The following is a 21133-nucleotide window of genomic DNA, read 5'->3' as shown; positions in this document are numbered from 1 at the left end:
ATTTAAATTATTTGCCACGACGACGTACGATATATTTATCAGTACGTTTGTTGTGACGAGTTTTCTTACCTTTAGTTTGAACGCCCCAAGGAGTTACTGGGTGTTTACCAAAGTTACGACCTTCACCACCACCGTGTGGGTGATCTACTGGGTTCATTGCAGTACCACGAACTGTAGGGCGAATGCCTCTCCAGCGGTTAGCACCAGCTTTACCCAATACGCGAAGCATATGTTCTGAGTTACCAACTTCACCGATTGTAGCAACACATTCAGCTAATACTTTACGCATTTCGCCTGAACGTAAACGTAAAGTTACGTAGTTGCCTTCACGAGCGATGATTTGTACATAAGCACCAGCAGAACGAGCGATTTGACCGCCTTTACCTGGTTTTAATTCAACGTTATGTACTGTTGAACCAACTGGGATATTACGCATTGGTAATGAGTTACCCACTTTAATTGGTGAGTTAACGCCAGATTGGATTTGATCGCCAACTGACAAACCTTTAGGTGCTAAGATATAACGGCGTTCACCATCTTTATAAAGCACTAAAGCAATGTTAGCTGAACGGTTTGGATCATATTCTAAACGTTCAACAACCGCTGGGATATCTAACTTGTTACGTTTGAAATCGATTAAACGGTAATGTTGTTTATGACCACCACCGATGTGGCGAGTGGTAATACGACCATAATTGTTACGACCACCAGTTTTAGATTTAGTATCTAGAAGAGGCGCGTAAGGTTTACCCTTGTATAATTCAGGGTTCACGATTTTAACAACGTGACGACGACCAGCGGAGGTCGGCTTACATTTAACGATAGCCATTCTCTAATTTCCTCCGATTACTCTGCACTGTCCACGAAGTCCAAGTTTTGGCCTTCGGCTAAAGTTACATAAGCTTTTTTCCAGTCGCTGCGACGACCCATTTTGTTACCACGGCGTTTAGTTTTACCTTTAACAACCACAGTACGAACTGAGTCAACTTTTACTTCAAATAATTGAGCAACAGCAGCAGCAATTTCAGCTTTGTTCGCATCTAAAGCAACTTTAAGTACAACAGTGTTAGATTTTTCAGCATTGTTAGTTGCTTTTTCAGAGATGTGCGGTGCACGTAGCACGCTTAGCAAACGTTCTTGACTCATGCTAGGATCTCCTCAATTTGTTTCACAGCGTCAACAGTAACAATCACTTTATCGAAAGCGATTAAGCTAACTGGATCGATACCTTGAACATCACGTACATCAACTTTATATAAGTTACGTGCCGCTAAGAATAGATTTTCATCTAAACTTGCTGTGATAATTAACGCATCTTCAACTGCTAAATCTTTTAATTTTTGTACTAATACTTTAGTTTTTGGTGCATCTAATTCGAATTTTTCAACAACAACCAAACGGTCTTGACGAACTAATTCAGAAAGAATGCTTTTGATAGCACCACGGTACATTTTCTTGTTCACTTTTTGGCTGTGATCTTGTGGTTTAGCCGCGAAGGTTGTACCACCAGAACGCCAGATTGGTGATTTGATATCACCAGAACGAGCACGACCTGTACCTTTTTGACGCCAAGGTTTTTTACCTGAACCAGACACTTCAGCACGAGTTTTTTGCGCACGAGTACCTTGACGAGCACCTGCTGCATAAGCAACAACAACTTGGTGAATCAAAGCTTCGTTAAACTCACGTCCGAAGGTAGTTTCAGAAACAGTTAGTGCGTTTGCACCTACAACTTGTAATTCCATCTCTATCTCCTAGACTTATGCTTTAACTGCCGGCTTAACGATAACATCGCCATTGATAGCACCAGGTACAGAACCTTTTACTAATAGCAATTTACGCTCAGCATCTACACGAACAACTTCAAGTGATTGAACGGTTACACGCTCAGCACCTAAATGTCCTGCCATTTTTTTACCTTTAAACACACGACCTGGAGTTTGGTTTTGACCAATAGAACCAAGTACACGATGTGATAAAGAGTTACCATGTGTAGCATCTTGAGTACGGAAGTTCCAACGTTTAACACCACCTTGGAAACCTTTACCTTTAGAAGTACCAGTAACATCTACTTTTTTAACATCTGCAAAGATGTCAACATTGATTTCTTGACCTAAAGTGAATTCTTCACCTTCAGTACGAAATTCCCATAAACCGCGACCAGCTTCAACACCTGCTTTCACGAAATGACCTGCTTCAGGTTTAGTTACACGATTCGCTTTTTTAGAACCAGTAGTAACTTGAACTGCAGTATAGCCATCATTTTCAAGAGTTTTAACTTGAGTTACGCGGTTGGCTTCGATTTCGATAACGGTAACTGGTACAGAAACACCGTCTTCATTGAAGATACGGGTCATACCAACTTTACGACCGACTAAACCAATCATTGTAATAACCTCTTAATTAACCTAGGCTGATCTGCACGTCCACGCCGGCAGCCAAATCTAAACGCATTAATGCATCAACAGTTTTTTCTGTTGGCTCTACGATATCTACTAAACGTTTGTGTGTACGAATTTCGTATTGGTCACGCGCGTCTTTGTTCACGTGTGGAGAAATCAACACGGTGAAACGCTCTTTACGAGTTGGTAAAGGGATTGGACCACGAACTTGTGCACCAGTACGTTTAGCTGTTTCTACGATCTCCGCAGTAGATTGATCGATCAAACGGTGATCGAAAGCTTTTAAGCGGATACGGATTCTTTGGTTCTGCATTAGACCAGAGCTCCAATAAATTTAGCTAATAACAAAACTGACACCATCACTCTTCTAACTTCAAAATAGAAAAGGAAGTGCAGCTGACCTATTTATAGTCTCCAAATCGGAAACATTGTTAGTATTACATATCGTAATACTCGTTTAATAAATGATTACATTAAACGGCTTTCAATATCCGAAAGCTCGTGGATAGTACACAAAAACACTTAATTATGCAAGCTTTTTGTTCAATTAATTTCCAAAAACAAAAAAGTGCGGCCATTTTTCGAATGTTTTTCATCTAAAAAACACCACAAAAAATGACCGCACTTTTATAAAATGAAATCTATAGCTTGTTATCTAACATTGCAATATGTCTTGTTGCGGCAATCCAAGCACCAACATAACCCATAATCAAGCAGCTTACTAATAAGAAGATTAGCTCACCAACACCTAATCCATTGAGCTCAAATGTAACCGCAAAGATATCCGTCACATATTTCACCGCTGACGTAAAGTAACCCACAATAAGACTACTAAACAATGCGGCGATCACACCCCCTAACACGGCATAAATCATACCAGTGTAAAGATAAGGACGAAGAATAAATTGATCCGTTGCACCTAATAGTTTCATCACATCAATACTTGCTCGGCTACTATAAACATCCGAGCGAATACTATTTCCGATAACCAGGAATACAGCTATTGTCATTAACACCGTGCAGAAAATTGCCACGTGTGCAAAAAGCCACGAAAGTGCGGTCAATTTTTCCATCCAATCATTATCTAGTCGAACTTCTTGCACGCCTTTAATTTTATTTAAATTTGCGCGTAGCTCAGCTCGTTTTTCTGATTCATTAAACGCTTTAGACGGTTTCACCATCACCACTGCCGGCAATGGGTTATCATCTAAAATTTCTAACTCTTCACCAAAACCAGACCAACTTTTAAATTCTTTCAAACTGTCTTGGCGAGAAACATAATTTAACGATTCCACACCTTCTTGCTGACGGATTTTTTCTACCACCAAGTTAGCATCTTCTTCACTTAAATTTTTATGTAAATAGATTGTGAGCTCACTTTCTGGATAAAATTGAGTTGTCGCTAAGTGTAAATTTTTCCATAACAAATAGCTCACCGTTGGAATCGTGAGAGATACGGCAATCACAAGAATTGTTAGTAATGTACCAAATTTACGTTTTACTAAATCGTTCAAAACAGAACGCAAAGTATAAGCAGTTTGCACGCCAAAAGAAGCATCAATACGTCTTGTCATTTTTTATCCTTAATAGCGTAAGTAGCCTTGTTCAAGCACAAGACATGGTTTTGGTTTTTGTTGAATTAAATTGATATCGTGTGTCGCAATTAACACCGTCATGCCTAAACGATTAAACTCTTCAAAAAGATTAAAAATCCCTAAGGAAAGTTCATCATCAAGGTTACCTGTAGGCTCATCCGCTAATAAAAGTTGCGGTTTATGTACGATTGCACGCGCGATATCTACGCGTTGTTGCTCACCACCTGAGATTTGTGGCGGCATATAATTCGCTTTACTACGTAAGCCCACACGATCTAATGCAACCAATGCTCGCGTATGCGCTTCTTTCGGATTCATGCCTGCAATAATCAATGGCAACGCCACATTTTCTGCCACGCTACGATCCGTTAATAAACGGTAATCTTGGTGAACCATGCCGATTTGACGACGTAAAAATGGGATTTCATACTTAGACAAACGCGTAATATCATGACCATTAAACCAAATATTACCAGCATTCGCCTTTTCCATTCCCATGATTAATTTAAGCAAGGTACTTTTACCCGCACCTGAATGACCAACAAGATAAGTCATACTTCCGACAGGAAGATGAAAATTCAAACCCTGCAAGGCCGGCTGAGTCGCACCGTGATAAGCTTTAGAGACATTTGAAAATCGAATCACTTTATTATTCCTTTTTATTCTTCATTTTCGTGAACAAACAATGCTTCAATAAATTCTTCTGCATTAAATTCGCGTAAATCTTCAATTTTTTCACCTACACCAATATAACGAATTGGTAAATTAAACTGATCTGCAATGGCGAAAATTACCCCACCTTTTGCTGTTCCGTCTAATTTGGTTAATGTAATACCCGTTAACCCAACCGCCTCATTAAAGAGTTTGGCTTGGCTAATTGCATTCTGTCCTGTACCCGCATCTAAGGTAAGCATGATTTCGTGCGGCGCGGTTTCATCGTATTTTCTCATGACACGAACAATCTTCTTCAATTCATCCATGAGATTATTTTTATTTTGTAAACGACCGGCCGTATCCGCAATTAAAATATCAATATTACGTGCCGCAGCAGATTGCATCGCATCAAAGATTACCGACGCAGAATCTGAACCCGTACTTTGTGCCACCACCGGAATATTGTTACGTTCACCCCATACTTGAAGTTGTTCTACTGCAGCAGCACGGAAAGTATCCCCTGCCGCTAACATGACTGATTTGCCTTCATTTTGGAATTTGCGAGCCAATTTACCAATTGTGGTCGTTTTACCGACACCGTTTACACCCACCATCAAAATAACATAAGGCTTTTTAGTTGTATCAATGACCAATGGTTTTGCAACTGGTTTTAGAATTTCTACCATTTCAACTTTAAGTTGTTGGTAAAGCAATTCCGCATCTTGTAACTGTTTACGACTTGCGTGATCCGTTAAATTCTTAATGATTTTATTCGTTGTTGGCACACCAATATCGGCAATTAAAAGCTGCTCTTCCAACTCTTCAAATAAATCATCGTCAATCTTTTTACCTAAAAAGAACGCACGGAAACCAGCACCAATATTTTGTTTAGTTTTGAGTAAGCCTTTAACTAAACGACTAAAAAAGCCACCTTCACTTGGTTTTTCTTGCGTTTCGGTATTAATATCGGAACGGAATTCATCTTTAACATCTTCAACAATTTCAGGCTCAATCTCAGCATCAACCACAGGAAGATCTTCAACGACATTATCTTGCTCAATAATGCTTTCTGTTGGTTCTTCCACAGGAAGTGCGGTAGAAATTTCTTCTGTTTTTTCTGTCTCTTCAGCCGTTGCCTCAATCACCGGTGAATCTAAAACTGGCTCAATATTGACCACACTTTCAGGTGAAATCACTTCTTCTACAACAGGTTCAATATGCGCAATAGCGGTATTCTCAGCTTTATCTTCTTGCAGTTGTTCCGCTAACTCCTGTAATTCTTCCTGTTCAACTTGTCCTAATTGAACGTTCTCGCTATTGTGAACAATCTCTTCCGTAGACGAAACATCGGCAGATTCAACAGATGACTCTTCAATAATTGGCTCAATTTTTTGTTCTTCTTGCTTTTTATTGCGACCAAAAAGAGAGGCCCAAAACCCGCCTTTTTTCTTTTCTTCTGACATAAATTCTTCTCTTAAACACAAATCTTTAAAAAATTCTGACTATTCTAGCAAAAAATCGTCTAAACTAAGCACAATTTTCACTAAAAATCTGTTTCTTTATGAAAAAAATGCAAGTTCAAAATGCCAAAGGCGAAGTTCGAATCATCGCAGGTCTTTGGCGTGGGCGAAAATTACCGGTTTTAAATGCGGAAGGTTTGCGCCCTACAGGTGATCGCGTGAAAGAAACCTTATTCAACTGGTTGATGCCTTACATTGTGGATAGCCATTGTCTTGATTGCTTTGCGGGTAGTGGCTCACTTGGTTTTGAAGCCCTTTCTCGCCAAGCGAAACAGGTGACGTTTTTAGAGTTAGATAAAAATGTGGCAAATCAATTAAAGAAAAATTTACAAACGCTAAAAACGACGACTGAACAAGCTCAAATAATCAATCAAAATAGCTTAGAATTTTTAAAACAAGCGCAAAATCAACCGCACTTTGATGTGGTATTTTTGGATCCACCTTTTCATTTTGGTTTAGCTGAACAAGCAATTGCCCTCTTAGAAGAAAAGAATTGGCTCTTACCTCATGCGTTGATTTATGTTGAAACAGAAAAAGACAAACCGCTTAGCGTGCCTAACAATTGGCAATTACTGAAAGAGAAAACTGCAGGTATGGTGAGTTATCGCCTGTATCAAAAAGATTAGGAAATTATTATGTTAGATATTGTGTTATACGAACCTGAAATTCCACAAAATACGGGAAATATTATTCGTCTTTGTGCGAACACTGGCTTTCGACTTCATTTAATCGAGCCGCTTGGCTTTACCTGGGATGATAAAAAATTACGTCGTTCTGGCTTGGATTATCATGAATTTGCTGAAATCAAAAAACATAAAACCTTTGAAGCCTTTTTAGAAAGCGAAAAACCGAAACGTCTTTTTGCACTCACCACTAAAGGCGGCCCTGCGCATAGCGAAGTGCAATTTGAATTAGGGGATTATTTAATGTTTGGCCCAGAAACCCGTGGTATTCCCATGTCTATTTTGGATAAAATGCCAATGGAACAAAAAATCCGTATCCCAATGACCGCAAATAGCCGCAGTATGAACTTATCTAACTCGGTAGCTGTTGCAGTTTATGAAGCTTGGCGACAACTTGGTTACGAAGGCGCGGTGAATTTAAATCGATAAAAACCAATAAAATAGCTGCTTCTTTTATACACAAAAATAAGCAGCTTTCTTTTTGCATTTAATTTGTGATCTCAATCACATATTTATAATTTTAAGATTCCCTTTTTACCAAAACAGCAGTATAAATAAATTACATTTAGAGAGGGATCTCGATGTACCCACTTGATCTATCAAGCTCTAGTCTTTCTTGACTCTTCAAGCAAACCTTCCCCGTTGTCCTAAATAAAGAATTGGCAGTCGAATGATTTGCCTTCCGTTTTTATCCCTAAAATTTAACAACTATTGCAGCAAAATTAGTTTCATCTCACATCAATAAGGAGGTTGTGTGAATGAAGTTAATTTTGAATTGGTCGAAACAGCAGTGGCTAAGCACGGATGCTTACAAAAAAAGTGCGGTCAATTTTGGCCGCACTTCCTATTTCTATCATTTGCAAATCACTAACTTTGTATTGCTATTTTCTAAATAATCTGCAATTTGTTTTGGCACATCATCGGTGAAAAGGTAATCCACATCTTTAAGCTCACCTAACCGTACAATCGCTTGTCGAGAGAATTTCGAATGGTCAGTTGCTAACAATGTTTGACGCGAGCTTTCTATAATAGCTCGCTTCACTTGAACTTCATGATAATCATAATCTAATAATGAACCATCAAGGTCGATCGCACTAATCCCGAGAATCCCAAAATCTAAACGGAATTGCGAAATAAAATTAACCGTTGCCTCACCAATAATGCCCCCATCCTTACGTAAGGAACCGCCCGCCATCGTAATATCAAAGGTTTCATTTTGGCGTAATAAATGAGCGGCATTGATATTATTCGTCACAATACGTAACCGTTCATGGTTTAATAAAGCACTTGCTACAGCTTCAGGCGTGGTACCAATATCAATAAATAAGGATGCACCGTTTGGAATACGTTTTGCCACTTCACGAGCAATGGCGCTTTTTTGGGAAGGGAAAAATTGTTTACGTTCAATATAATCAGAATTTTCTGCGGTAGAAGAAGGTGCTGCGCCACCATGATGGCGTCGAATTAAATCTTGTTCCGCAAGGATATTCAGATCGCGTCTAATGGTCTGTGGGCTGACTTCCAGTTCGATAACCAGCTCTTCTGTACTGGCATACCCTTTTAGCTTCACAAGCTCAATAATTTTCTGATGGCGTAATGATTGCTTCATATAAATGCCTATAAATTTGAATTAGCTAAACGATTTAGCCTTAATTTTACTCTGCAGAAATCCCCAAACCAATCCTAAGATAAAGCCTGAAATGTGGGCAGCGTTGCCTATATTAATACCAAACAACGGACTAATAAAGCCAAAGAGAAGACCTACCAGTAACATTGTAAAAAAACCTTCCGGTAAGTCAAAGCTATGCGGGTGCAATTTGTCCACCACCAACACATAACCTAACACCGCATATACGACGCCAGATAATCCGAAAAAGGCTGGACCGGTAAAGTAATTCTGTACAGCGCCACTCACTGCAGCAGACACTAAGACCAATAATAAAAAATGGAAAGAACCAAATCGGCGTTCAATCGCGCCACCAAATAACCAGAACCATGAAAGATTAAATAAAATATGGGGTACCGACAAATGAACAATAGCATGTGTGAAATAGCGCCATATTTCCTGATCTTCCCAAGAATAAGCCGGATAATGGAATAAATCCATCATTGGCTCTTCAAATCCAATATTCTGCAAGAGATAAATCACCGCGCAAAGTGCGGTCAAAATAAACGTGATTTTTTGTGCGCTCAATGTGCGTTTCAATACTTTTCTCTCTTCTGACGCATCAGTTTCACTATCAAATAAAGACGGCATTTGTTATATTCCTTTTTATTTTTCGTCAATCATATAAGGTTCATTATGAAAAAACAAACTATGCCGACAGGATTTAGCAGCTTCGCTTGGGGAATTGCGGCATTTTGTTTACCCATTTTACTGTGGCCTATGGCCTCTTTGCTTTCTACTGCTTTTGTGAAAAACCCTACACTGAGCGATTTTCAGATCGATCTTTTCTCGATTATTTTTTGGGTTTACCCCTTTGTTTTAGCTTTGATTGCACGTTTACTTTATAAGTTGCATCAGCACAAACCTAAACTTGCCGTAAAATTATTACTGCTAAGTGCGGTCATTTTCTACGTCGTTTTAATCTCGGTTTGCTACATTGGTTTTAACGCTTAAGAACATAACAATACAATAAACAATAAAAAGGGAGCTTTCGCTCCCTTTTAACTTATGTTCCTAATAATCAAAAATATAACTTAAAAACCCTGTAGATTTTAACTACACTTAACCGCTATACCCCCTTCCAGATATCATCAATAAATTATCTTTTAGTATAAATTAAACCAATCACATTTTATTACACTAACAGAAGATAAAAATATTTTGTGACAGCTATCACAAAACAAACATTCTTAGTTTGAAACGTTTCAATAAAAAGATCAATAATTAACCTAAAATATTAATACGTTTCAAAATAGGAGACCTGCAATGAAACTACACTTTCTTGGTACCGGTGCCTCAGAAGGCATTCCAAACCCTTATTGTAAATGTGAGTTATGCGAACAAGTTAGGAAAACAGGAGGACGTGATGTAAGAACTCGTTCTTCTGCAATTATTGATGATGAAATTCAAATCGATATTTCTCCTGAATTTTTTCATCAAGCCAATGTAAATCATATTGATGTAACAAAAATTAAAGATTTACTCATCACTCATACTCATCCTGATCATTTTAATGTAGGAGAACTACATAATCGTGTAAGAAATTTTGCATTCAATGTTGAACATCCTATGTACATATACGGTAGCGATAAAGCAATTAACGGCTGTTTAAATGGCATTGTTGATCTGACTCCAGATCGTTTTAATCTTTCTATTCTTATTCCATTTGTCACCATTACTACTAGCAGCGGTGCAAAAATTACTCCACTTATCGCTAATCATGAAAAATGGGAAATGTGCTATATCTATTTTATTGAGAAAAATGGCAAAACACTGCTATACGGACATGACTCTGGCTATTATGGAGATTTAACATGGAACTGGTTAGAAAATAAAAAAATCGATTTAATCGTATTGGAGTGTACATATGGCTATCGTCAAAATGACAAAACCAATAATCATATGAGTATTGAAACCGTAATCAATATGAAACAAAAATTCAAGGAGAACAATAATTTATCACAACAAACACAAATTCTAACATCTCATCATTCTCATAGTTGCGGGTTTGATTATCAAAGTTTGGTAGAAATTTTTAAACCTCACCAAATTGAAGTCGCCTATGATGGATTAATTAAAAATATTTAAATTAGGAGAACGGATCATGTTTAAAATTCCCCGTCTTTTCGTGATGATGTTTATGCAATATTTTGTGCAAGGTGCTTGGAATATGACTATCGGAGCTGTACTTGCTACCTACAATATGAAAGAAAGTATTGGAACAACTTATTCTTTACTGGGACTCGCAACAATTATTTCGCCATTATTTATTGGTATGATTGCCGATCGCTTCTTTGCTTCACAAAAAGTAATTTCAATTTTACACATCTTAAATGGCTTAGTTATGTTGCTACTACCTACTTATATTTTAGAAGGTAATGTCACAGCATTTTTATTCATTATTTTCATTGTTGGTTTGCTATACTATCCAACCACAGCACTCTCCAATAGCATTGCCTTTCACCATATTTCAGAACAAAAACTGTTCCCATATATCCGAGTATTCGGCAATATCGGTTTTATTGTAATTGGCCTCATTATGGGTTATTACAAGATTTTTGATAATGTGATTGTCTTTAAAGTAGCTGCAATTTCAGCAATTATTTGCGGACTATATTGCCTTACATTACCAAACACACCACCAACAGCTAAAGGTTCAAAATTAGATCTTCGTACTATTTTCTGCTTAGATGCTCTGTCTCTCTTTAAAGATCGCTATTTTACAATCTTTATGTTGGCAACATTTGTTCTCATGATTACCAAAACAGCTTATAGTGCCTATATTCCAGTCTATTTAAAAGTTTTGGATATGAACTCAGCCAATATGATGCAAATTGCTGTAGGTGCAGAAGTTCTATTTATGGTCTTACTAGTCAGCATGCTGAAAAAATTTGGTTTTAAAGTAGTAATCATGCTAGGTATTATCGGATGGGTTATCCGAATGTTTATTTTCTCTCATGCTGCTACTTCTGATGATTATTTCACATATATTCTTATTGGCTTATTATTACAAGGAGTTTGCTGGGACTTCTTCTTTACTGCAGGCGATGTATATGTGAATTCTAAAGCCCATGAAAGCATTAAAGCCCAAGCACAGGGGTTACGTTTTATAGTCTCTAATGGATTTGGTGTATTTATGGCATCCTCTGTTATCGGGGCAATTAATAATCATGTTGTCACCGAAAAAAGCATGCCACTTGCAGCTCCACAATGGTCTGAATTCTGGTTATACCCTGCCGTTGTCGCCTTAATTGTTGGAATTTTATTCTGGATCTTCTTTAAAGATACAGAAGAATTTAAAAAATAATAAAATGATAGGGTGCAACTTTGCACCCTTTTAGGAAAAGTTATGTGGCTTTCTTTAGACTTTTTACAACAAAATTTATCCGATATTTATCATCTATCTGCCTGGATAAAATTATTATTTGCTGCATTATTAGGAGGAATGATTGGATTTGAGCGAGAAAGTAAGCGAAAACCAGTGGGAATTAAAACTTGTATTATTATTGCAGTTACCACTTGCATTCTAACTACTGTATCCATTCATTCGGCCGAATATTACGCCTCTCTTTCTAACAATATCCGTACAGACCCAATGCGGCTTGCTGCTCAAGTGATTAGTGGTATTGGTTTCATTGGCTCAGGTGTTATATTACACAAAAGCGATGATGTTGTTTCAGGTATTACTACTGCGGCAATGATTTGGAGCTCCGCAGGCATTGGCATAACCATTGGTGCAGGATTCTATGGTGATGCCATTGCAGTAGCTTTAGTAATTTTACTCACATTAAAATACAGCCATTATTTAAAACTTATTGTACCTAAAAAGCAGACGAATAATCGAGCAACCATTATTTTAAAAGTATTAAACAATAATATAGAACGCGTAATTAATGACCTAGAAAATCACCAATGTGATATTGATAGCATTAACATTAAAGAGCAATCGCAAAATTGTACTATATTATCAATCTCAGCAAACCTTACTGATAGAAATTCTTATTTAGAAATTTATCAATATCTTAAAAATCTCCATGATATTCGTGATATTGAAATGAATTATACTTAATTCAAAAGCTATTCAGATTAATTATTTATAAAAGAGAATATATTATGAGTACATTTATTTTAACTGAACATCCACACCGTCGATTTAATCCTTTAAAAAATCAATGGGTTTTAGTCTCACCCCATCGTGCCAAACGACCATGGCAAGGGTAACAGGAAGAAGTCATTGATGATAATAAACCAAGCTATGATCCTGAATGCTATCTCTGTCCTGGTAATAAACGTATCACTGGCGAATTGAACCCAATATATACCAAACCTTTTGTGTTCAAAAATGACTTTTCTGCTTTACTTAGTGATACCCCCTCCCATGAAAAAAATGATGACCCTCTATTCAAAATTTCGACTACGCAAGGTGAAAGTAGAGTGATTTGCTTTTCACCTGATCACAGTAAAACACTGCCACAACTTACCATACCTGAAATCGAACTGATTATCCGAGTATGGCAAGAACAGGTTTATGAACTAAAACAACGTTATCAATGGGTTCAAATTTTTGAGAATAAAGGTGCAATAATGGGATGTTCAAATCCACACCCTCATGGTCAAATTTGGGCAAGTAATTTCTTACCAAATGAAATAATAATTGAAGATAAATACCAAGCAGAATACTATCAAAAATATGGAACACAATTATTACTTGATTATGTAAAACGTGAATTAGAAAAAAGTGAACGCATCGTAGCTGAAACTGAGGATTGGGTAGCCGTAGTCCCTTATTGGGCAACCTGGCCCTTTGAAACCTTATTACTTCCAAAATCGAAACAATTTAAATCGATTGAAGAATTAAACCAAACAGAACGTGAAGATTTAGCTCTTGTATTAAAAAAACTCACAACTCGTTACGATAATTTATTCAAGATAAGTTTTTCTTATTCTATGGGTTTCCACTTCGCCCCATTTAATAGTAAGGATAATTCTCATTGGCAGTTACACGCTCACTTCTATCCCCCACTTTTACGTTCAGCAACCATTCGTAAGTTTATGGTAGGCTACGAAATGCTGGCGGAAAATCAACGTGATCTAACGCCTGAACAAGCTGCTGAACTCTTGAATTCTGTAAGCGATACTAAACATTATAAAGAATATCTATAAAGCTAGATATTACGAAAAATATTCGCTATTTTTTCAACTGCAACATCTGTATTAAATTGATTATTAAGAAAAGCAAAAAGGATTAATCCGATTTGCTTTTCAATTTTCACCAAATCAATAGCATGACCTTTTGCATCCACATTTTCACGAACACCATTAAAATTTATTTTCTCAATTAGAGAAATCCAAGGAGACTGTCTAATCAATGCTTGATTCATTAATACATTTTTCCTTGCCGAAACACCACCAAGACGAACATAACGTTCATGTATTTCATCATTTAAAAACCATTCAAAAAACAACCGCACTTCTTCGTATTTTTCACATCCTTTCACTATTGCTAAACTTCCTCCACCAATAAGAGGCATATTTCCAGGCACTGGTGCACAACCAATTGAACTCGGCATATTGTGAGATAAATGAGAATAATGATTGGAATAAATCATTAACATTGCTGTTTCTTTTTTCTCAAAACATTCTACTGCCTTATCCCACCAACTGCCGTGTAACAATACCGCATTATCTTTTAACTCTGCTAAATTTTCTAAGACACGAAATGCAATTTCTCTACTAAATGCCGATACATCCTGTGCAAGAATTGGCTTGTTTGCTAACGAGTAATAACGAACTAAAAATTCAAGTGCTAGAATCTCAGGATTATCAATTAATGCTGTTCCATAACGAATAGGTGACTTAAGCATAAGATTATGGTCAAAAAAACGTGCAATACGATTAAACTCCTCGAATGTTCTTGGAGGCATTAAATCAGTCTTATATTGTTCATAAAAAAGCCGCTGCGTAATCATATCATCAAAAATGGCTTTATGATAAAATAGAACCTGAATGCTCGGATCAAATGGAATTGCATAGAGCTGGTCATTAACCAAACAAAATCGTTTAATCAAATTATTAGAATAGTGAGAAGCTAGTTCTTCTTGCTGAATAAAATTAAATGGTTGAAGATAACTGGCCAATAGCGGTAAACGCTCCATATCAAGACGCACAATATCATATTGTTTAGCTTGTTTTGGATTCGTCAAAACTTCGGAAATACTGACAAAAGGTACTGTATCAATCTGTACTTGAATACCTGTTTGCCGTTTAAAATGTGGGAGTATTTTCTTTAACGCCTCAATAGAAGGGCTCGATATTGCTAAAATACGCAATGAACTATGCAATATATCTGATTTTTTAAATAAAAACCCCTTATCTTGATAAAATAACTCAAGACATTCACCTTCTATAATATGAATAATGTTCCTAACAATAAAATCATAACTAATATAATAGGAAATGAACCTCTCATCATGACTAAATTGATGATTAATCGTATAAATTTTTGGAGGGGATTGATTACAAAAGTAAAATGCATTATAAATCTCTTCAGCATGCAAAATATTTAGCGTAACAATTGAAGAAAGATGCTCATCCTCAATAAATTTCACAACTTCAAATGGATGTTTTAAAAAACAATAAACTAATTCAACAGCTTCTTTTATTTTATACTTTTGATTTGAAACAATACCAATTCGCTTATCTCCATTTCCTTTAGCTTCCTTAACAACATTAGTTAGAATAGATTCATAATCAAGCCCAAGATAATATTTGGCATTTCTTATCTCTCTATAAAGAAAGATAATTTTAACTAATTCAATATCAAAATATTGCTTATATTCATTTGCATCAGGTAAACAAGATACAACAATCACAAATGTAGTATTCTCACCTGAAATTTTCTCGAGAAACAAACGCTCTTTACTTGGATTATTATCAGTTAAATAAAGATTTAATTGATAACCCTTCTGAGAAAAATGCCCTTCTAAAGATTCATAAAGTAAATAATATTCAGGTGATGAGATAGAAGGAAATATAACTGCAATCTGATTACTTCCGCCAGACTTTAAAAAACTAGCTTGAATATTTTTCTGATAACCCAGTTTTTTTATTGCATCGTTTACCAAATTAATTTTTTCCAAACTGACGTTATGCTTTTTGTTTAGCACATTGGAAACAGTACCTAACGACACTCCAGCTTCTTTCGCTATATCTTTTATCGTCGCCATAATTCTCTACTCCTGATTGTTTAACTTGTATTGTAGGGGATCAAGTCATAAAAATCATCAACGCTTTCAGAATTTGGATATGAATGAAATCTAAGTAGTACAAGTAGTACTTTCTGCTAAACACCTAATAAATATGATTTTGGCATGCCGTTTGCTCAACTATATAGTTATACAACTGAATAAAAAATATCGCTCAATATAACTGCACTTTTAAAGATTCTATGATAATTTCCTTCTACTAATATCATATAAAACTTATATCCTTATGATAAAAAACAAAAAAGGGAGCTTTCGCTCCCTTTTAAATTATGTTCCTAATAATCAAAAATATAAAAAAATTTCCTACCTAGCAATCAATTATGCAAAGTATTTTTCTAAATCGTCGCTACCGCCGATGTGTTTACCACCGATAAATACTTGTGGCACAGTTGCACGACCAGAAACCGCACGTACACTCACGATAGTTGCATCTTGACCTAATACGATTTCTTCAAAGCTTAAACCTTTATCACGTAAAAGTTGTTTTGCTTTCGCGCAATATGGACAGCCTGGTTTTGTGAAGATGGCGATTGATTCTTGCACTTGGAAATCTGGTGCAATGTATTTCAACATGGTATCGGCATCAGATACTTTAAACGGATCGCCTGGCTCATTTGGTTCAATAAACATTTTTTCCACTACGCCATTTTTCACGAGCATAGAATAACGCCAAGAACGTTTACCAAAACCTAAATCATCTTTTCCGACTAACATACCCATACCTTCAGTGAAAGTACCGTTGCCATCTGGAATAAATTTTACATTGTGTGCTTCTTCTGCTTCTTTCCAAGCATTCATTACGAAAGTATCGTTTACAGACACAACTAAAATATCATCTACGCCATGTTTTTTGAACACTGGTGCAAGCTCGTTATAACGTGGTAAGTGAGAAGATGAACAAGTTGGCGTGAACGCACCCGGTAATGAGAAAACAACAACTGTTTTGTTGTCGAATAATTCAGATGTAGTCACATCAACCCATTGATCACCTTGACGAGTACGAAATGTAACTTGTGGGACTTTTTTTCCTTCCATATTAGACATAATGTGTCTCCTCTGTTAGTTAAATGAATTTGCCTTAAAAACTTGATAGGCATTATAGAGAGTTTTGTGATATAGTCATAATCAATTAATTCTATCCTTTTAATTGACATATTCTATAAAGTGAGAACCCCATGAATATTCGTGATTTAGAATACTTAGTAGCCCTTTCCGAGTTTAAACATTTCCGTCGAGCGGCGGATTCTTGCAATGTTAGCCAACCCACTTTAAGTGGCCAAATCCGCAAACTCGAAGATGAGTTAGGCATTATTTTACTTGAACGTACGAGCCGTAAAGTACTCTTCACGCAATCGGGCATGTTACTTGTCGATCAAGCTCGCACTGTATTACGCGAAGTAAAATTACTCAAAGAAATGGCTAGCAATCAAGGTAAAGAAATGACGGGTCCATTACACATTGGACTCATCCCAACTGTTGGTCCTTATCTACTACCTTACATTGTACCAACATTGAAAGAAACTTTCCCTGATCTTGAAGTATTTCTTTACGAAGCTCAAACCCATCAATTATTAGAACAATTAGAAACGGGCCGCCTAGATTGTGCGATTGTCGCTCGCGTACCCGAAACTGAAGCGTTTATCGAAGTGCCTATTTTTGATGAAAAAATGTTACTCGCTGTATCCGACCAACATCCTTGGGCTTCAGAAAGTAAAATTGCCATGAATACCTTAAAAGGGCAAGAAATGCTTATGTTGGATGATGGGCATTGCTTACGTAATCAAGCACTCGATTATTGTTTTACGGCCGGTGCTAAAGAAGACTCTCACTTTCAAGCCACTAGCCTTGAAACGTTGCGTAATATGGTGGCAGCTAATGCAGGCATCACCTTTATGCCAGAACTTGCTGTATTAAATGAAGCCACACGTGCAGGTGTAAAATATATTCCTTGCCATTCGCCAGAACCGTCTCGTACTATTGCGCTTGTTTACCGCCCAGGTTCACCGTTACGTAATCGTTACGAACGCGTTGCAAATGCGGTCAGTGAACAAGTTAAATCGATTTTAGCGAATAAAAAATAATTTATCATAAGCTGAGGAAAATCCAATGGCTGGTGTTCGAGCAATTCAAAAAGAAAAAACCCGTCGAGCTTTAATTGACGCAGCATTCAATCAATTGAGTGCAGAAAAAAGCTTTTCTAATTTAAGCTTGCGTGAAGTTGCCCGTGAAGCGGGCATTGCACCAACTTCTTTCTATCGCCACTTTAGTGATATGGATGAGCTCGGATTAGAAATGGTAGATGAAGCAGGTTTAACCCTCCGTCAATTAATGCGCCAAGCGCGTAAACGTATTGATGCTGGCGGTAGTGTGATCCGCGTATCCGTGGAAACCTTTTTTGAATTTATCACTCACAGCACCAACGTGTTCCGTTTGCTCTTACGTGAAAGTTCGGGGACTTCTCAAGCTTTCCGTACCGCAGCTGCCCGCGAAATCAAACACTTTGTCGATGAATTGGCCGAATATATTGCGAAGAAAAATCACTACTCTCAATATGTCTCTTATGTTCAGGCAGAAGGCATGGTAACCATCGTATTCACGGCAGGCTCCAATGCCTTAGATATGACTAAGGCTGAACAAGATTTGCTAAAAGAGCGTGTTATCTTACAACTTCGTATGCTTGCCAAAGGTGGCGATTTCGCCGCGCATAAAGAAAAAATGATGCGAAAATAGACCGCACTTTTCGACTAAAACAAAACACCCGCATCTCTGCGGGTGTTGCTTTATTTAAAACAGGAGATTATTTACCATCCCAAGCTTTAATCGCATCTAAACGTGCTTTCACTTTGCTGCTTGAATCACCTTTGAAGTAATCTTTTGCTAAACCACCTTCAAAGCCACCGTAGTTCGGGTTAGGTAAAACGATGAATGTTTTACCAAATTTCGCTTTGTTTTGTGCAACGAAATCACGACGTTCTGCATTTTGTTTACCGTAGATCGCATCACCGAAGTCATCTAGGTTATCACCCACATAAACAACGATTTCATAACCTTGTTTTTCAATTTCTTCAAAACGTGCTGCTTTTGGTGATTTATCTTTTTTCAAGTAAAACGCTGAATCTTCAACACCATTAAAACCTAAACGTTTCATGTCATCAATCGTACCTGCTTTTTCATTGCTGTCTTTACGGTTAGACACATAGAACATTTTACCGCCGTGGGTATTTACATAGTTATTGAATTCTACTGCGCCTGGTACTACACCTGATTGACGAGCTTCTACCCAACGAGTCCAATCTTTACCATCAAATGGTTTATTGTTTTGAACTTGCCAGCCAGCATAAGGGCTGTTATCTAACATGGTTTCATCTAAGTCCACCACAACAGCTTTTTTCTTACCTTTTTTCACTTTAGCGTGATCAAATGCCACTTTTGCCGCATTGTATGCTTGGTAAGAAAGTGCTTGGTATTCGCCTGATTGTTGAATCCAGTTAAGACCTAATACCGCTTGTTGTTGAAGCTGTGCATCCGCTTCTGCACTCTTATCTTGAGTCGCACAACCAGTTAAAATAAATGCTGACATCGCTGCAATAGCGGTAAGTTTTAATGTTGTTTTCATTGATTGTTCCTTCTGTTAAAAAGTCATAATGACAGGTAAAAGTATAACAAGCCTATTTGGGCAGTGACTATGGCTTTATCAAACTTTATAACTATTTTGTGAGGCAGATCACATTTTTTATTTTTAAGTTATCCAACGAACCCAATGAAATCATTTCAAAAATCATCTTATTTTTAACCGCACTTTTTCATCGCATTTCGCTGTATTTCACGGTAAACTATCCCAAGTTTTCAGAAATAATAGGTAATTTATGCGTCTTTTCATTGGAATTTTAGTAGGTATTCTCGTGCTATTTCAGTACGATCTTTGGTTTGGTAAAAATGGCTATTTTGACTACAAAGATGTCGCCGCTCAAATCAAAGAGAATAAAGCAGAAAATGAAACACTCTCACAAAGAAATCAAATGATTTCAGCTGAAATTCAAGGGTTAACAAAAGGTTTTGAATCCATTGAAGAACGTGCACGCATGGGTCACGATATGGTCAAACCAAACGAGGTGTTCTATCACATCGTCAAAGAGCATAAATAATGAACCGTGAAATTATTGCCGTCATTCCTGCTGCGGGTGTTGGAAGCCGTATGCAGGCAAATAAACCTAAGCAATATCTGAAAATCCTAGACAAGACGATTCTGGAACATACACTCTCTGTCATTCTATCCCACCCTGCAATCAATCACGTTATTCTTGCAGTAGGAAAAAATGATCCCTATCTTTCTGAAATAACTTTATTTCCACACAAAAATATTACACTTATTGAAGGTGGTGAAACACGAGCAGAGTCTGTTCTCAATGGGCTGAAAGCGATTAAAAATGAGCAAGCTTGGGCATTGGTGCATGATGCAGCCAGACCTTGTTTAACCCATCAAGATTTAGATAAATTGCTCCAAATCGATGATGAACACGGCGCTATTTTGGCCATTCCAGCGGTCGATACGATTAAACGCGCGAATAAACAACAAGATATTATTAAAACAGAAGATCGCGCTGAACTTTGGCTTGCACAAACACCTCAATTTTTCCGTTGCGATCTATTAAGAAATGCACTTAAACAGGGGCTTTCTCAAGGCGCTAATATTACAGATGAAGCCTCTGCGATGGAACTCGCCGGATTTCAACCGCACTTGGTCGCGGGACGGAGCGATAATATAAAAGTAACACGTCCAGAAGATTTAGCTTTAGCCGAATTTTATTTAACAAGGAAAACTCTATGATACGAATTGGACATGGGTTTGATGTTCATGCCTTTGGTGAAGATCGACCTTTAATTATTGGTGGCGTTGAAGTGCCTTACCACACTGGGTTTATTGCCCATTCTGATGGTGATGTCGCCTTACATGCCTTAACGGATGCTTTATTAGGTGCAGTAGCATTAGGCGATATTGGTAAACTCTTCCCTGATACCGATATGCAATATAAAAATGCAGATAGCCGTGTTTTATTACGAGAAGCATTCCGCCAAGTACAAGCAAAAGGCTATAAGGTCGGTAATGTGGATGTAACCATTATTGCTCAAGCCCCTAAAATGCGTCCTCATATCGATGCAATGCGAGCGAAAATTGCAGAAGATTTACATTGTGATATTGAGCAAGTCAATGTGAAGGCAACTACAACAGAAAAACTTGGCTTTACAGGCCGAAGTGAAGGTATTGCTTGCGAGGCTGTCGCATTATTATTAAAAGCTTAAATTTTAGGTAAAAGAAAAGGTTGGTAAAATACCAACCTTTTTTATTT

General features: G+C 37.2%; 24 protein-coding genes and 1 pseudogene. 12 read left to right on the top strand and 13 right to left on the bottom strand.

Annotated features, from left to right (window positions below; all coding sequences use genetic code 11):
• Positions 1 to 7 precede the first annotated feature (7 nt).
• The 8 genes from rplB to ftsY form a co-directional block, all read right to left on the bottom strand.
• Positions 8 to 829, bottom strand: coding sequence for a 50S ribosomal protein L2 (rplB, locus tag INP94_RS03300; protein WP_005640979.1), 822 nt, complete (start codon positions 827 to 829; stop codon positions 8 to 10).
• A 17-nt stretch (positions 830 to 846) separates the two neighbouring features.
• Positions 847 to 1146, bottom strand: a complete 300-nt coding sequence (rplW, locus tag INP94_RS03295; RefSeq protein WP_005632756.1) for a 50S ribosomal protein L23 — start codon at positions 1144 to 1146, stop codon at positions 847 to 849.
• Positions 1143 to 1745 (bottom strand): 50S ribosomal protein L4, encoded by a 603-nt coding sequence (rplD, locus tag INP94_RS03290; RefSeq protein ID WP_005695085.1) that lies wholly within the window; start codon positions 1743 to 1745, stop codon positions 1143 to 1145. Before rplD ends, rplW begins: the two co-directional genes overlap by 4 nt.
• 15 nt (positions 1746 to 1760) lie before the next feature.
• Complete coding sequence (rplC, locus tag INP94_RS03285) at positions 1761 to 2387, bottom strand: 50S ribosomal protein L3 (RefSeq protein WP_005632753.1); 627 nt, start codon at positions 2385 to 2387, stop codon at positions 1761 to 1763.
• A gap of 16 nt (positions 2388 to 2403) precedes the next feature.
• Positions 2404 to 2715 (bottom strand): 30S ribosomal protein S10, encoded by a 312-nt coding sequence (rpsJ, locus tag INP94_RS03280; protein ID WP_001181005.1) that lies wholly within the window; start codon positions 2713 to 2715, stop codon positions 2404 to 2406.
• A gap of 328 nt (positions 2716 to 3043) precedes the next feature.
• A complete protein-coding gene (gene ftsX / locus INP94_RS03275) occupies positions 3044 to 3976 on the bottom strand; it encodes a permease-like cell division protein FtsX (protein ID WP_193451550.1) in 933 nt (310 codons plus the stop codon).
• Between the two features lie 9 nt (positions 3977 to 3985).
• The gene (ftsE, locus tag INP94_RS03270; RefSeq protein WP_049364690.1) at positions 3986 to 4642 is read right to left on the bottom strand and encodes a cell division ATP-binding protein FtsE; all 657 of its coding nucleotides are present in this window, start codon (positions 4640 to 4642) and stop codon (positions 3986 to 3988) included.
• Between the two features lie 14 nt (positions 4643 to 4656).
• Positions 4657 to 6114 carry a signal recognition particle-docking protein FtsY gene (gene ftsY / locus INP94_RS03265; RefSeq protein WP_197544021.1) on the bottom strand — a complete coding sequence of 486 codons (1458 nt, stop codon included), beginning with the start codon at positions 6112 to 6114 and terminating at the stop codon, positions 4657 to 4659.
• Positions 6115 to 6212: 98 nt separating this feature from the next.
• Between ftsY and rsmD the strand changes: the two genes are divergently transcribed.
• A complete protein-coding gene (gene rsmD, locus INP94_RS03260; protein WP_197544020.1) occupies positions 6213 to 6797 on the top strand; it encodes a 16S rRNA (guanine(966)-N(2))-methyltransferase RsmD in 585 nt (194 codons plus the stop codon).
• A 9-nt stretch (positions 6798 to 6806) separates the two neighbouring features.
• Entirely contained in the window at positions 6807 to 7283 is a 477-nt protein-coding gene (trmL, locus tag INP94_RS03255; RefSeq protein ID WP_005695079.1) for a tRNA (uridine(34)/cytosine(34)/5-carboxymethylaminomethyluridine(34)-2'-O)-methyltransferase TrmL, read from the top strand.
• A 424-nt stretch (positions 7284 to 7707) separates the two neighbouring features.
• Here trmL and INP94_RS03250 read toward each other — a convergent pair whose 3' ends face one another.
• A complete protein-coding gene (locus tag INP94_RS03250; RefSeq protein WP_049373094.1) occupies positions 7708 to 8463 on the bottom strand; it encodes a DeoR/GlpR family transcriptional regulator in 756 nt (251 codons plus the stop codon).
• A gap of 21 nt (positions 8464 to 8484) precedes the next feature.
• On the bottom strand, positions 8485 to 9060 hold the full coding sequence (locus tag INP94_RS03245; protein ID WP_197544261.1) for a rhomboid family intramembrane serine protease: 576 nt from the start codon (positions 9058 to 9060) through the stop codon (positions 8485 to 8487).
• A gap of 96 nt (positions 9061 to 9156) precedes the next feature.
• Between INP94_RS03245 and INP94_RS03240 the strand changes: the two genes are divergently transcribed.
• The 5 genes and pseudogenes from INP94_RS03240 to galT all read left to right on the top strand — a co-directional run bounded on the left by INP94_RS03240 (position 9157) and on the right by galT (position 13683).
• The gene (locus INP94_RS03240) at positions 9157 to 9474 is read left to right on the top strand and encodes a DUF5389 domain-containing protein (protein WP_197544019.1); all 318 of its coding nucleotides are present in this window, start codon (positions 9157 to 9159) and stop codon (positions 9472 to 9474) included.
• A gap of 312 nt (positions 9475 to 9786) precedes the next feature.
• A complete protein-coding gene (locus tag INP94_RS03235) occupies positions 9787 to 10608 on the top strand; it encodes an MBL fold metallo-hydrolase (protein ID WP_005695075.1) in 822 nt (273 codons plus the stop codon).
• 16 nt (positions 10609 to 10624) lie between these two features.
• Positions 10625 to 11827: an MFS transporter gene (locus INP94_RS03230; RefSeq protein WP_070712534.1), complete on the top strand. Its 1203-nt coding sequence runs from the start codon at positions 10625 to 10627 to the stop codon at positions 11825 to 11827.
• A 42-nt stretch (positions 11828 to 11869) separates the two neighbouring features.
• Positions 11870 to 12589, top strand: coding sequence for an MgtC/SapB family protein (locus tag INP94_RS03225; protein WP_197544018.1), 720 nt, complete (start codon positions 11870 to 11872; stop codon positions 12587 to 12589).
• A gap of 44 nt (positions 12590 to 12633) precedes the next feature.
• Positions 12634 to 13683: pseudogene (galT, locus tag INP94_RS03220) on the top strand (galactose-1-phosphate uridylyltransferase).
• A 2-nt stretch (positions 13684 to 13685) separates the two neighbouring features.
• Here galT and INP94_RS03215 read toward each other — a convergent pair.
• Positions 13686 to 15746 (bottom strand): LacI family DNA-binding transcriptional regulator, encoded by a 2061-nt coding sequence (locus INP94_RS03215; RefSeq protein WP_049357233.1) that lies wholly within the window; start codon positions 15744 to 15746, stop codon positions 13686 to 13688.
• Positions 15747 to 16103: 357 nt separating this feature from the next.
• Entirely contained in the window at positions 16104 to 16829 is a 726-nt protein-coding gene (gene pgdx / locus INP94_RS03210; protein WP_070582851.1) for a hybrid peroxiredoxin PGdx, read from the bottom strand.
• A gap of 131 nt (positions 16830 to 16960) precedes the next feature.
• On the opposite strand from pgdx, the gene oxyR reads away from it, so the two are divergent.
• Together oxyR and fabR are read left to right on the top strand one after the other, a co-directional pair.
• Positions 16961 to 17866: a DNA-binding transcriptional regulator OxyR gene (oxyR, locus tag INP94_RS03205; RefSeq protein ID WP_197544017.1), complete on the top strand. Its 906-nt coding sequence runs from the start codon at positions 16961 to 16963 to the stop codon at positions 17864 to 17866.
• Positions 17867 to 17891: 25 nt separating this feature from the next.
• On the top strand, positions 17892 to 18515 hold the full coding sequence (gene fabR / locus INP94_RS03200; RefSeq protein WP_014064558.1) for an HTH-type transcriptional repressor FabR: 624 nt from the start codon (positions 17892 to 17894) through the stop codon (positions 18513 to 18515).
• A gap of 67 nt (positions 18516 to 18582) precedes the next feature.
• On the opposite strand, the gene INP94_RS03195 is transcribed toward fabR, so the two are convergent.
• Complete coding sequence (locus INP94_RS03195; RefSeq protein ID WP_111387053.1) at positions 18583 to 19401, bottom strand: 5'-nucleotidase, lipoprotein e(P4) family; 819 nt, start codon at positions 19399 to 19401, stop codon at positions 18583 to 18585.
• 250 nt (positions 19402 to 19651) lie between these two features.
• Between INP94_RS03195 and ftsB the strand changes: the two genes are divergently transcribed.
• The 3 genes from ftsB to ispF are packed head-to-tail and all read left to right on the top strand — an operon-like array spanning position 19652 to position 21086.
• On the top strand, positions 19652 to 19930 hold the full coding sequence (ftsB, locus tag INP94_RS03190) for a cell division protein FtsB (protein WP_197544016.1): 279 nt from the start codon (positions 19652 to 19654) through the stop codon (positions 19928 to 19930).
• Positions 19930 to 20613, top strand: a complete 684-nt coding sequence (ispD, locus tag INP94_RS03185) for a 2-C-methyl-D-erythritol 4-phosphate cytidylyltransferase (RefSeq protein ID WP_197544015.1) — start codon at positions 19930 to 19932, stop codon at positions 20611 to 20613. Before ftsB ends, ispD begins: the two co-directional genes overlap by 1 nt.
• Positions 20610 to 21086 (top strand): 2-C-methyl-D-erythritol 2,4-cyclodiphosphate synthase, encoded by a 477-nt coding sequence (gene ispF / locus INP94_RS03180; RefSeq protein ID WP_049369923.1) that lies wholly within the window; start codon positions 20610 to 20612, stop codon positions 21084 to 21086. Before ispD ends, ispF begins: the two co-directional genes overlap by 4 nt.
• Positions 21087 to 21133: the final 47 nt, after the last annotated feature.

The organism is Haemophilus parainfluenzae (genome assembly GCF_014931395.1).
GTDB lineage: Bacteria > Pseudomonadota > Gammaproteobacteria > Enterobacterales > Pasteurellaceae > Haemophilus_D.
Note: the sequence above shows the minus strand (reverse complement) of the source record. Positions and strands in the feature narration are given on the sequence as shown.

Excerpts from the sequence above, each read along its gene's own strand:
- rplB (WP_005640979.1), bottom strand. The coding sequence starts at position 829 with ATGGCTATCGTTAAATGTAAGCCGACCTCCGCTGGTCGTCGTCACGTT.
- rplW (WP_005632756.1), bottom strand. The coding sequence starts at position 1,146 with ATGAGTCAAGAACGTTTGCTAAGCGTGCTACGTGCACCGCACATCTCT.
- rplD (WP_005695085.1), bottom strand. The coding sequence starts at position 1,745 with ATGGAATTACAAGTTGTAGGTGCAAACGCACTAACTGTTTCTGAAACT.
- rplC (WP_005632753.1), bottom strand. The coding sequence starts at position 2,387 with ATGATTGGTTTAGTCGGTCGTAAAGTTGGTATGACCCGTATCTTCAAT.
- rpsJ (WP_001181005.1), bottom strand. The coding sequence starts at position 2,715 with ATGCAGAACCAAAGAATCCGTATCCGCTTAAAAGCTTTCGATCACCGT.
- ftsX (WP_193451550.1), bottom strand. The coding sequence starts at position 3,976 with ATGACAAGACGTATTGATGCTTCTTTTGGCGTGCAAACTGCTTATACT.
- ftsY (WP_197544021.1), bottom strand. The coding sequence starts at position 6,114 with ATGTCAGAAGAAAAGAAAAAAGGCGGGTTTTGGGCCTCTCTTTTTGGT.
- rsmD (WP_197544020.1), top strand. The coding sequence starts at position 6,213 with ATGAAAAAAATGCAAGTTCAAAATGCCAAAGGCGAAGTTCGAATCATC.
- trmL (WP_005695079.1), top strand. The coding sequence starts at position 6,807 with ATGTTAGATATTGTGTTATACGAACCTGAAATTCCACAAAATACGGGA.
- INP94_RS03250 (WP_049373094.1), bottom strand. The coding sequence starts at position 8,463 with ATGAAGCAATCATTACGCCATCAGAAAATTATTGAGCTTGTGAAGCTA.
- INP94_RS03240 (WP_197544019.1), top strand. The coding sequence starts at position 9,157 with ATGAAAAAACAAACTATGCCGACAGGATTTAGCAGCTTCGCTTGGGGA.
- INP94_RS03235 (WP_005695075.1), top strand. The coding sequence starts at position 9,787 with ATGAAACTACACTTTCTTGGTACCGGTGCCTCAGAAGGCATTCCAAAC.
- INP94_RS03230 (WP_070712534.1), top strand. The coding sequence starts at position 10,625 with ATGTTTAAAATTCCCCGTCTTTTCGTGATGATGTTTATGCAATATTTT.
- INP94_RS03225 (WP_197544018.1), top strand. The coding sequence starts at position 11,870 with ATGTGGCTTTCTTTAGACTTTTTACAACAAAATTTATCCGATATTTAT.
- INP94_RS03215 (WP_049357233.1), bottom strand. The coding sequence starts at position 15,746 with ATGGCGACGATAAAAGATATAGCGAAAGAAGCTGGAGTGTCGTTAGGT.
- pgdx (WP_070582851.1), bottom strand. The coding sequence starts at position 16,829 with ATGTCTAATATGGAAGGAAAAAAAGTCCCACAAGTTACATTTCGTACT.
- oxyR (WP_197544017.1), top strand. The coding sequence starts at position 16,961 with ATGAATATTCGTGATTTAGAATACTTAGTAGCCCTTTCCGAGTTTAAA.
- fabR (WP_014064558.1), top strand. The coding sequence starts at position 17,892 with ATGGCTGGTGTTCGAGCAATTCAAAAAGAAAAAACCCGTCGAGCTTTA.
- INP94_RS03195 (WP_111387053.1), bottom strand. The coding sequence starts at position 19,401 with ATGAAAACAACATTAAAACTTACCGCTATTGCAGCGATGTCAGCATTT.
- ftsB (WP_197544016.1), top strand. The coding sequence starts at position 19,652 with ATGCGTCTTTTCATTGGAATTTTAGTAGGTATTCTCGTGCTATTTCAG.
- ispD (WP_197544015.1), top strand. The coding sequence starts at position 19,930 with ATGAACCGTGAAATTATTGCCGTCATTCCTGCTGCGGGTGTTGGAAGC.
- ispF (WP_049369923.1), top strand. The coding sequence starts at position 20,610 with ATGATACGAATTGGACATGGGTTTGATGTTCATGCCTTTGGTGAAGAT.